Annotated in this window: 7 protein-coding genes and 1 pseudogene; 6 read left to right on the top strand and 2 right to left on the bottom strand. The window is 33.1% G+C overall.

Translation table 11 applies throughout. The features are described 5' to 3' along the window. Positions 1 to 216: 216 nt before the first annotated feature. Positions 217 to 1,275, top strand: a complete 1,059-nt coding sequence (gene aroG / locus QSH13_RS03565) for a 3-deoxy-7-phosphoheptulonate synthase AroG (RefSeq protein WP_109398130.1) — start codon at positions 217 to 219, stop codon at positions 1,273 to 1,275. A gap of 72 nt (positions 1,276 to 1,347) precedes the next feature. Here aroG and gpmA read toward each other — a convergent pair whose 3' ends face one another. Continuing rightward, positions 1,348 to 2,100: a 2,3-diphosphoglycerate-dependent phosphoglycerate mutase gene (gpmA, locus tag QSH13_RS03560; protein ID WP_109398129.1), complete on the bottom strand. Its 753-nt coding sequence runs from the start codon at positions 2,098 to 2,100 to the stop codon at positions 1,348 to 1,350. Between the two features lie 389 nt (positions 2,101 to 2,489). Then, complete coding sequence (gene modF, locus QSH13_RS03555; protein WP_185901851.1) at positions 2,490 to 3,956, bottom strand: molybdate ABC transporter ATP-binding protein ModF; 1,467 nt, start codon at positions 3,954 to 3,956, stop codon at positions 2,490 to 2,492. A 198-nt stretch (positions 3,957 to 4,154) separates the two neighbouring features. Here modF and QSH13_RS03550 point away from each other — a divergent pair, with 198 nt between their 5' ends. From QSH13_RS03550 to QSH13_RS03530, 5 genes and pseudogenes are all read left to right on the top strand, one after another. Next, positions 4,155 to 5,699, top strand: a complete 1,545-nt coding sequence (locus tag QSH13_RS03550; RefSeq protein WP_286038832.1) for a ShlB/FhaC/HecB family hemolysin secretion/activation protein — start codon at positions 4,155 to 4,157, stop codon at positions 5,697 to 5,699. 15 nt (positions 5,700 to 5,714) lie between these two features. Continuing rightward, positions 5,715 to 11,054 carry a DUF637 domain-containing protein gene (locus QSH13_RS03545; RefSeq protein ID WP_286038831.1) on the top strand — a complete coding sequence of 1,780 codons (5,340 nt, stop codon included), beginning with the start codon at positions 5,715 to 5,717 and terminating at the stop codon, positions 11,052 to 11,054. A gap of 11 nt (positions 11,055 to 11,065) precedes the next feature. Further along, complete coding sequence (cdiI, locus tag QSH13_RS03540) at positions 11,066 to 11,443, top strand: ribonuclease toxin immunity protein CdiI (RefSeq protein ID WP_196570376.1); 378 nt, start codon at positions 11,066 to 11,068, stop codon at positions 11,441 to 11,443. Between the two features lie 20 nt (positions 11,444 to 11,463). After that, a pseudogene (locus QSH13_RS03535) lies at positions 11,464 to 11,604 on the top strand (contact-dependent growth inhibition system immunity protein); the annotation flags it as partial. Between the two features lie 48 nt (positions 11,605 to 11,652). Continuing rightward, positions 11,653 to 11,985: a zinc ABC transporter substrate-binding protein gene (locus tag QSH13_RS03530; protein ID WP_286038830.1), complete on the top strand. Its 333-nt coding sequence runs from the start codon at positions 11,653 to 11,655 to the stop codon at positions 11,983 to 11,985. The last annotated feature ends 251 nt before the right edge of the window (positions 11,986 to 12,236 follow it).

Below are 12,236 nucleotides of genomic sequence, written 5' to 3'. Positions count from 1 at the left end.
TCTCCAGCCTTAATACTCATCGTTTTTATTCTTATTCCTAACGCAATTTCGAATCATTATTTTGCTTAAGTGCGCTATTTCCCTTTATATTGAAATTTTTAGAGAGATGACCGTAGGCGCTTTAGGTTGAAAGGGTGTTTACAGATAGAAAATGAATGGTTAGATTGGAAAAGCAATAATAACATTGACTAGATAACATAGAGTGGATACACGGGAATGAATTATCAAAATGATGACCTTAAAATAACACAAATTAATGAACTCTTACCGCCAGTTGCTTTATTGGAAAAGTTTCCAGCAACTGATAATGCGGCTTTTACAGTTCGTCATGCCCGTGAAGCTATTCATCAAATCCTCGCTGGAAAAGATGATCGTCTATTAGTGGTAATTGGACCGTGCTCCATTCATGATCCGAAAGCTGCGCTGGAGTATGCACAACGTTTAAGCCTTATTAGAGAAGAGCTGAAAGATAAACTCGAAATTGTCATGCGTGTTTATTTTGAAAAACCTCGTACTACTGTAGGTTGGAAAGGCCTAATTAACGATCCTCATATGGATCATACTTTTGATATTAATGAAGGTTTACGTATTGCTCGTAATCTTTTATTAACAATTAATGATAGTGGCTTGCCAACTGCTGGCGAGTTTTTAGATATGATAACGCCTCAATATGTTGCTGATTTAATGAGTTGGGGGGCTATTGGTGCTCGTACCACAGAATCTCAAGTACACCGTGAGCTTTCATCGGGTTTATCTTGTCCTGTTGGTTTTAAAAATGGTACAGACGGCACCATTAAAGTAGCTATTGATGCAATCAATGCTGCAGGATCGCCACACTGCTTTCTTTCAGTGACTAAATGGGGACACTCTGCGATAGTGCGCACAGCGGGAAATAAGGATTGTCATATTATTTTGCGTGGTGGCAAAGAGCCAAATTACAGCGCTGAACATGTCGCAGTGGTAAAAGAAGGACTTAAAAAAGCCGGTTTACCACAAAATGTCATGGTAGATTTCAGTCACGCTAATAGTTGCAAGAAATTTGAGAAACAAATGGAAGTTGGTGCTGATATTTGCCAACAAATTAGCTCAGGTGAAAAAGCATTAATCGGTGTGATGATTGAAAGTCATTTAGTGGAAGGTAGTCAGTCATTAGAAAGCGGTGAGCCTTTGGTTTACGGTAAGAGTATCACTGATGCTTGTATTGGTTGGGATGATACTGAAACGCTGTTGCGTCAATTAGCAGATGCGGTTATAACTCGTCGTAGTAAAGCGTAGTAGTTAAATTTAGAGTATAAAAAATGCCACTTTTACGTGGCATTTTTTATGTAACTCAAAATAAAAGTAAAATTATTTTGCTTTACCTTGGTTAGCAACAGCGGCTGCTTTTGCTGCTATTTCGTCAGCATTACCTAAGTAGTAACGTTTGATTGGTTTCATGTTTTCATCAAATTCGTAAACTAAAGGTACAGCTGTTGGGATGTTCAGTTCAAGAATTTCATCTTCGCTCATGTTGTCTAGGTATTTAACCAGAGCACGCAGTGAGTTACCGTGAGCGGCGATAATAACTTTCTCACCAGAAGCAACACGTGGTTTAATCACTTCTTCCCAGTATGGTGTTACACGGTCGATAGTCAGTGCTAGGCTTTCCGTTAATGGCAGTTCTGCCTCAGTTAAAGAAGCATAACGAGGATCTTTACCTGGGAAACGCTCATCATCTTTAGTTAATTCTGGTGGAGTGATCGCAAAACCACGACGCCATTGTTTAACTTGCTCGTCACCGTATTTTTCAGCAGTTTCAGCTTTGTTTAAGCCTTGCAGAGCACCGTAATGACGTTCGTTTAATTTCCAGCTTTTTTCAACTGGCAGCCATTGTTGATCAACTTGATCAAGAATGTTCCACAGGGTGTGAATTGCGCGTTTCAGAACAGAAGTATATGCATAGTCAAAAACAAAACCTTCAGCTTTCAGTAGCTTACCTGCTTCTTGCGCTTCATTACGGCCTTTTTCGGACAACTCAACGTCAGTCCAGCCTGTAAAACGGTTTTCTTTGTTCCATACACTTTCACCGTGTCGAACTAGCACAAGCTTAGTTACTGCCATAGTTTAGACTCCTATAATTACTTTCTTAATATAAGTTTAAAATTAGCACTTCAATCATTATATGGATCATCGACAAGAACGCCAAACATAAGTGACAAAACAAGAGGGATTAAGTCAAAAATGTCGTTTGTTCGATGAATTATTGCACAGTTATCACACCTTTTGCTTAATCGTTCAAGCTATTAATCTAGCGGGATCGGCGTAAAAAAACAAAATATCCGTTTTGTATGAAAAATAGACGAGAATAACGTCTATAAAAGCGACACATTTTTTATTTATTATTGTTCAAATAATAAGCAAAAAATTGTCGATTTAAATAAAAATTCAGGCCTAAGTTTAGCGTTAATTTCTAAAATCATTGCCCTAATTATGACAGTAAAAAACCATATTTAACAAATTTCTTGCTGATAACGATAAATTTCGCCGTCTTTAATAAAAGTCAATCGATGAGTAATACATAATGGTGCGTCTTCTTGATGGTGACTCACAAAGAGAAGCTGTGTATTACTATGACTTATCATGATGTCAATAAAACGTTGCACTAAGAGTCGATTCGTTGTGTCTAATCCTTGCAGTGGTTCATCAAGAATAAGCAAAGTAGGGTGCTTAACCAACGCTCTAACAATTAGCACTAAGCGTTGTTGTCCCCATGATAAAGCATGAAATGGACTATTGGCATGGTTTGTTAAACCAATCAATGTTAACCATTCATCAGCGAGTTTAAGCTGTTTATCTGTAATAGCCTGATAAATACCAATTGAGTCATGAAAACCTGAAATAATGACATTTTTTACACTTGAAGAGACGCGATAGCTTTGGTGTAAGGCATTACTGACATAACCGATATAGCGTTTAATTTCCCATATCGTTTCGCCACTTCCTCTTTTACGGCCAAATAACGTTAAGTCATTACTATAGCCTTGAGGGTGATCGCCAGTAATTAAGCTTAATAATGTCGATTTTCCTGCGCCATTAGGACCTAATATTTGCCAATGTTGGTGAGGTTTGACTTCCCAAGTTAAATGATGAAGCACAGGTTTGTCGTTATAGCTCACTACTCCATCTTTTAGCATGATAGGGGAAAGCGTCGGTGGTAATTGAGGAACAGCATCAGATGGATCTTGTTCTGGCAGTGTGAGATTTTCAAGGGTTTCACTGTGAGATAACTGCCCTATTACCGAATCAGATAAAATCTGTTCTTTTTTACCGTTGGCGACCAATTCGCAGTTAATCAGTAGACCTGCATACTGAATAAAATCAGGAATATCATTAAAACGATTTAAAATTAGGATGATAGTCAGATTTTGTTGATGTAATAGTGTGAGTAGTTCATTTAGTGCGCGACGAGAATCAATATCTAGACCATCAAAAGGCTCATCTAAGATTAATAGATCAGGTTTATTCATTAAAAGCTGGATAAGTAATATTTTCCGAGATTCACCTGTGGATAGATATTTAAACCGTCTTGATAGCAAATATTCAACACCAAATTGTTTGGCTAATAAAAAACATCGGTCATCATCTTTTACCTGCATTTGAATAACTTGAGCCACGGTCAAGCCAGTATCTTCTTCACCTTCACTGAGTAAATCTGTGTTATTGCGACGCCACTCTTCTTCAATCATTTTTTGTAATTTTTCAAAAGAGAGACTAATTGGATGAGAAAATGTATTGATAAACTCACCTGATAGCAAAAGACCTTCTTGGCATAGTGCATTTGATAATGCTGTTTTACCACTGCCATTACTGCCCACAAATGCCCAACTGTCACCTTCATTAATCGTTAAGTCATTAATTTGCAAACAGAGTGTATCGCTTAATCGAAATTGTGTTTTTTTGAGTTGCAAGTATTTCATTATTATTATCCGTCGCTTTTTCGAGCAAATAGAGTACTTACCAATATCGAGTTAATTAAACATTGTCAATATCTGTTGAATTATTCTTAATTAAAAAATAAGCATCTATTAAAAAATATGCGTCTATTAAAAAATGATAACCATTAAGTTAGATAGCTTATGTAATGATATAAAAAATAATTCAAGGATGATTTTTATATGCATAAATTTAAAAATAAAATGATTAACTGGTTATTATTTTTTTTATTAATATCAGTAAATAAAATGAGTTTTTCTGATGTTAATAAAAATAATTGCTTTATAATTAATAAAATAAAAATAGAAGACGCTAGTTTGTTAAGTAGTAAAAAACAAAATCAATTAACATCAAAATATTTACATCAATGTTTAGCAGTAAATGATATACAGAGTATCGTTAACACTATATCAAATGAATATATTAAAAACGGTTATATAACTTCACGGGCGCTTATTTCTCATCAAGATCGCTCTAATAATAAACTTACAATTAAAGTCATAGAAGGAAAAATAAAAGATATTTTTATTGATAATATATCTTCTCAATTAGTCAATATTATCTTTCCATCGTATAAAGAAAAAACACTTAATTTACGTGATTTAGAGCATGGTCTTGAACAACTTAATCGATTAACAACATCACAATATACATTAGATATAAAACCAAGTAATAGTGTGGGGTATTCTTCTATTTTTATTGTTCAAAAAAATAAAAGATCGCCATTTAAAAATCAATTAACCGTTGATAACTCAGGTACCAAAACAACAGGTAAAATTCTATTAGCTAATACTACAACTATTGATTCATTATTTGGATTAGGCGAACAATGGGGGTTTTCACTAAGTTCAAATACAGATTTATCTCGTTCGCACTATTCTCGTTCTTATTCTGTAAGTGTAAATATTCCTTATGGGTACTGGTTTTATCAGTATCAATTATCTCATAGTCAGTCCTCATATCCTTTTCAAAGCTATAAGGCTCAATATAGTTATAAAAACAAAAATATAGATCAACAATTTGATATTAGCCGTTTAGTCTATCGTGATAATAAACAACGTATAACCCTAAAGGGAACGTTAAAAAATAAAAAAGCAAAAACAAAATTAGGACAACAAGCACTACGAATAAATAGCCCCACATTAACTTCTTTATCATTTAGCCCTCAATATAGCTTAACTATAGAACGAGGATATTTAACGATTTATCCAATGGTAGAAATGGGGCTTTCTTTTTTTGGTGCATCATCTGATTATATTGCTGAAAACTCACCTCATAGTCATTATCGAAAACTAAGCATAAATTTAAGCTATCAACATTTATTTCTTAACAAATTTGTCTATATTACGTCATTTTATGGTCAATATACGCAAGATAATCTTTATAGTATAGAAAGAGTTGCAATTGATGGAATAAAGGCAACTCGTGGATATAAAGAAACAAAACTGAATGCGAATAGTGGATTTTATTGGCGTAATGAAATAAACACACCACAAATAAAATGTTTTTTAGGTAATGTTAATTTTATTTTTGCACTTGATTATGGCGTTGCTCATTCAGATAAATATGAAACAAAGAAAAATAAAATAATAGGAAGCGCAATAGGTGCTTCTTTTGATCACTCTATTTTTTCCTCTCAGATATTAATTAATAAGCCTATGTTTTATCCCACATCATTAAAACCTGATCATTGGTCTTTATTTTGGTCTATTTCTTTTGCTATTTAAAATTTGGAGGTTTTTATGCACGAAAAGGATATCTCTCGAAAACAGCGCTTAATTAGCTATAGTATTATTTATTTAACCGCTATTTATCCATTACATCCTGCTTGGAGTTCTGTAATTACTCCATCCGATAAAACAATAAAAATAAGTCAGCAAAATACTATTCCTATTATTAATATTGCCACACCTAATAATACTGGTATTTCTCATAATCAATTCCATTCTTTTAATGTAGGTAAACAAGGTGTTGTACTTAATAATGCAACAACTTCGGTTAATACACAATTAGCTAAACAAGTGAATGCCAATGCCAATTTAAAAGGTAATGCAGCGCATTTAATTATTAATGAAGTGGTAGGAAATGGACGTTCACAGTTATTAGGAAAATTAGAAGTTGCAGGTGAACAGGCGAAAGTGGTTATTGCAAATCCGAATGGTATTACGTGTGATGGCTGTTCGTTTATTAATACCCCTGCAATTACGCTTACGACAGGAAAACCTCAATTTAGCCCTCAAGGTGCCTATTCAGCAATAGAAGTGAAAAAAGGCAGTGTTGTTATTGGTAAACAAGGTATGAATACCGAGTTGCAAAATTATGCTGACATTATTAGCCGTAGTATTGAGTTAAACGGGAAAATAAATGCTAAAAATCTTTCTTTAATGCAAGGAAATAACCGTATTGATTTTGAAAAAGGAGCAGTAAATAGCCTTACTGGAGAAGGTATAAAACCAACAATCTCTATTGATACTAAAGCGTTGGGTGGAATGTATGCCAATCAAATACGCCTAGTCAGCACAGAAAAGGGAGTCGGTATTAATTTAAGTGATATTCAGACAACTCAAAACAGTGTGAATTTAACGGTTGATGGAAAAATTACCTTTAATGGCAATATTCAATCTGAACAAGATATTAATGTTAGCAGTAAAGAAATACAAATTAATAGTAATGCAAAATTAAAAGCAAAAAGGGATATTACTTTAGCAACTAACGGGCTAACTAATCATAGTGAAATTACCTCAGAAAAAGATATGCGTTTATTTGCAGATAAGCTCACTAATAAAGGCGTAAAAGCACTTATTCAAGCTAAAGATAATTTATGGATACAAAAAAATGCACAGGGTGAACCCAGTAGTTTAATTGAAAATCAATCCGCCACAATAAAAACAGAAAAGGGTGATTTGATTATTAGAACAAAGAAGTTGGTTAATACATCTTTAAGTGATTTACCCATTATTTCAAGTATTGAAGCAAACTCTATCGCTAAAAGAAGTTTTGTCGCATCATATTGGGGAAATAGTCAAGGTGTTGTTTCTATAAACACCTATTATCCCGAATTAGAGAATTTTCCATATGAAAAATGGTTTGGCTATCTAGATTTAACAAGTACGGATGTTATTAATACTGAAAGGTATAAATATAAGTATAGTAATTCTATAGGATATATAGATTCAGGAAAAAATATTTATATTAATGCTAATAAATTGGTCAATAAATTAGGAGTGATACGGAGTAATAAAAATACTATTTTAACAGGAAGTAATGCTGTAATTTCAAATTTAGGATCTGGAGAATTAAATTTATGGTACAAGTATAAGACTGCATATGATCATCTAGGGGTATATGCAGATGAGGAGGATGATGAAGATAATTATGACATCCTTTATGTAAGAGAACCATTGAAGTTTGAATTAGTTAATAAATTTTATTCTTGGTTACCTGATGGAAATGATTCGTTAACAATATCATCAAAGGGTAATTTAATTTTAGATTTTAAAGATAGTATTAATATAGAAACGAAGCCACCATCTAAATACTCACCAACAAAAAGATTGATCAATAAAACTCCATCAAGTTATGACTTCTTAGCTAATAATATATTAATTAATTCTAGTTCTATTAACATATCGTCAAATATAAAATCAAATAATGATCTATCTATTATCTCTAATAATGATATTACAATAAAAGATGCACAACTCTCATCTGAATATTCGTTAAGTTTAATTTCAAATAAAAATATAGAACTTAACCAAGTAGATTTAACAGCAAAAGATAGTGTTGTTCTTGCTAAGAATGGAAAAATTGATTATACATTAAATCCTATTTCTGCATTTAATGAAAATAACGTTTTAACTCCACCGGTTATTAATGTCTCTGATTCTGTTTTATTTCAATCTGGACAAGGTATAACTTTTAATAATATTGAGATTAATAATGCTAATTCTTTAAGTGTGATTGCACATGGTGATATAAAAATTCAGAGAGATGAATCAGCACTTTTTAAAATATTACCGTATTTTCATTTATATACTCAAGAACCTGCATTATCAAAAACGGAAAGCTGGAAAGCGCGTGGTGATATTATATTCACTTCAGGCAAAGATATTATTAGTCAAGGAATAAAATATCATAGTGATAAAGCCATAACTTTCAATGCCGGACAGGATATTTTTCTTGCCTCTAAATCAATAAAAGAAGCCGATCCTTTCTTTAGTGATGTTCATTATCCTCAATTACAATCTAAGTTATTTTCAGACAATAACCTTATTTTAAATGCCGCTCGTGATATTGATTTAAGTTCAACAGTATTAAATTCAAAAGATAAAGTCATTGTATTAGCAAGTAGAAATATAAAGCTGGGTGCAAACGCTTATTCTGCTATCAAAGATCCCCATGAAGATGCTCAAGATATTCAGTATGCCACAGCAACGATAACTGGCAATAAAGGCATTTCTATTGCGTCATCAGGTACATTAATCACAGAAGGAAGTTCGTTTAAATCAGAGGGTGATGTCACTATTTCAAGTGGTGGCAATATTCAATTGGGATCAGTAAGAACGCATTTTCGTAAAGAGTCGGGTTCTGACTTAGAAGAACTTCGTAAACAAGTCAGTACTGAAATTAATAGTGGTAATAATCTAACACTATTATCTGAGGGTAGTATTTTATTTCAGGCATCAAAATTAACTGCCAATAAAGAGATTGATATCGCGGCTAAAGGTGGGTTCCTTTACGCGCAAGCAATGGAAGAGTCGAGTTACTACAAAGAAGAAAAGAAAAAATGTAATAAGTGGACTTTGTGTATTACTAAAAAGAAATATACGAAAACATTTTATAACACCAATAATAAAGTTACCGAATTTATTGCTAATGGCAATATTAATTTATTTGCTAAAGATGATATCACTTTAGAAGCGACTAAAATTGATACAGCAAAAAATGCCAAGTTAACCAGTAAAATAGGAAAAGTTAATTTTAAAGCAGTAAAAAACACTGCCTTTAAACAAGTTATTACCAATTCAAAAGATATTTATATTACTCAGCGTGATCAGGGATATACCAAAGGAATATGGGTATTACCTGAACTCTATATTGGCGGAAAGCTCACAATTGATGCCCCAAAAGGCATATCTGCGGATATTAAAGCTAAGAAAAAAGAATCACTAGAACAAGCATTAACCGTTTTAAGTAATACACCAGAATATGCTTGGCTTAACTCTCTCCAACGCCAAGAAAATATTAATTGGAATTTAGTGAAAGACACTTATTCCAGTTGGGATGATAAAACACAGCAATTAAATCCTGTTGTCGGTGCCGTTATTGCCATCGCAGTAGGGGTCGCAACTTACGGTACTTCAACGGCGGCGACCATTGGCGGAATGGCAAGTAAAGCAACTATTGCGGCAGGTGCATCAGCCAGTGTGGCTTCAACGGCATCGGTTGCAGCACAAGCAGGTTTTGCCTCTTTAGTATCGCAAGCAGCGGTATCTTTAGCCGAAAACAAAGGCAGTATTTATAAAACTATTGAATCCCTCGGCCGTAGTGATACCGCTAAATCTATTGTTACAAGCATGGTGGTTGCCGGGGCATTGCAAGGTCTTGACCAATTTATGGGGTGGGATCAGGCAATCCAAGGCGGAACATTACCCTCAACAAGCAAGTTATTGCTTACTGATAACGCAACATGGGATCAAGTTGCACAGCGTGTCGCCTCGCATTCAGTTGTCAGTTCAACCCTCGGTACTGCCATTCAAGGCGGTAGTTTTATTGATAATTTTAAAACCGCGCTATTAAGTAATATTGGCAGTCAATTCCATGCAGAAGGTGCCAACTTAATTGGTGATAACGGTGCCGTATTAGGGCATGCAGGAAAGGTGTTAAGCCATGCAACATTATCTGGTTTATCTGCCCAAATTAGTGGAGGAAATGTTAAAGGTGCAATTATAGGTGGTTTGGCTGCTGAAATTGCGGCTATTTCGTTGGGTGATAATACTATTAAGGCTGAGGAGTGGCATAAAAAATCAGAATCACAAGCTCAATTTGTTAGATTATTTGGTGGCATTGCAGGCGGTATTTTTACTGGTGAGCCAGGTGGTGTATATAGTGGCGCTAGAGGGGCTGAAAATAGTTTCCGTTACAATTATCTCTCTCATCATCAGCAAAAATTAATGGAGAAAGAATTATCTGCTGAAACTAATTATTTTAAAAAGACAGCAATTTATCTTAAATGGCTATCAGCAGATATAGGACAAGATACAGGGTTTAATGCAGGCCTTGTAGCAGGTATACCAACAGGATTGTATGAAACGATTGAAGGGCTCGCTTCTCTTGCTATAAATCCATTAGAAACATATCAAGCAATCAAAGCTGTTATCCAAAGTGATAATGCTTTCGATACATTAACTCAAGCGGTTAAACAATCGTATATCGATCGTATTGAAAAGCTGGAGGCAGAATATCAAAAAGCAGGTGTATCTGGTTCATTTAATGCGGGTGTTGAAAGTGGAAAACTCATTTTTGATCTTGTAGGTTTATTTGCTGGTGGTGCTGGAGTTGCGAAAGGAAGTTCTCAGCTTATAGCTAAGACATCAGCTAAAATAATAGGAAAAACAACAAGAGTTTCATTTCCTGATGGAATAAGTTTCCAAATTGAATTACCAAAACATTTAGCTACAGTAGATAAATTTACTCAGAAAATGGGAATTTCAGGTGGTCATAATGCTAATGTATTTTATAATGTTGTAAAGGATAAAGATTTGAAAATTATAAAAGAGATCCCAACAAATGTGCGAGGGATAACGTATATTGAATATAAAATACCTGCGAAGCATCCCCAAACTGGAGAAATAACTCATTATAAAGGTAATGGTGCTCAACCTTTTAAAAAAACAATTTATGATCCCAAAGTTTTTTCAGATCAAAAAATACTTGAATTAGGTCAAAAAGCAGCTGCAAATGGATATAAGAATGCGTTAGATAAAAATTTGCAATCTTATGATGCAATATCAGAAGGCATTACTTTTAGAGTATATTTAGATAAAGAAACAAAGATAATTACTAACTTCCATCCTAAATAGGAACATTATTAATGAAATTTCTATTTGAATTACCCTATGAAAAGAGTGAGCCTAGTTGGACTATAAAAAGTTATTTTGATCTTATATATAATGAAGGTTGTTTTTTAGAAGCTGTTTCTAATATTGTTCAAAAAGAGTCTTTTGTCCTTGATGGAATATATTGTTTTTTCCCAGATATGAATAGCGCTGATGCATCTGATCATTTTTTAGGTGTTGAATTTGGAGTAGGATATCCTCTAACAGATAAAGATATTGTTATTGTAAGCGAAGATACTTGTTATCAATATATTAGATTATCTTGTGAAAAGTATTTGTTAATTCATCCTGAAGATAAGATAAAAATTAAAATATTGCTATCAAAAAATAGATTAAATCACTTTAGTTTATAAATAAAATTGTAAAATACAAAAATCATTTATGTATGGAGCATTGGATAGGTGAGGGAATACCCGACAGTGCAATTATTATATTGAAAACCAATTGTAGTGACGAGGTTTTAGGTGCCTCAATAAAAGAAGCTTTTACGCGTTGTATAAGTCGTAAGGTTTAATTGGCTGACATTATATTAGTAATGTTTATTTTAAGAGATTAAAAAGTAATGACTAAAAATGAAATATACATAGATATGATGTATTGGGTTTTACCTCAATTAAGAAATATTCAGTCCAGAGGAATGATAGCAAAAGCAAAAGATAAATCTTGTTATTATGAATTACAGTTAATTCATAATTTGCCAAAAAAAATACTTAATCAAAATATTGATGAAAGTGATATTTCATTTTTAAACTTTCAAGCTAAAACATATACTGAAAAATGCAGTTCAAAAATAAGTATATTATATGATGAAAATGTAAAGTATATAAAAATGTTATTTGATTTAGTTCCTAATGAATTACGTCATCAATTACGATGGGATGGGCCTGTTATCTAGAATTTTTTATAATATTATTCATAAGTTAAAGGACAAAATATGATAGATTCTAACTTTAAAATCGATTTTGTAAGTGACAATAAATATGAGAATATTACTGTTGAAATTTCATATAAAACAAATACTTTGTCAATTAAATAAAGATAGTGGAACCGATAAAATAGAAGTTTAATTTTTTAATGATAGCCGATGTTTAAGTGAAGATGTGAAGAATAAATTTACTTTAGATGATTTCATGACTATTTTGAATA

The sequence above is a fragment of the Proteus faecis genome, assembly GCF_030286765.1.
GTDB classification, from domain to species: domain Bacteria; phylum Pseudomonadota; class Gammaproteobacteria; order Enterobacterales; family Enterobacteriaceae; genus Proteus; species Proteus faecis.
Note: the sequence above shows the minus strand (reverse complement) of the source record. Positions and strands in the feature narration are given on the sequence as shown.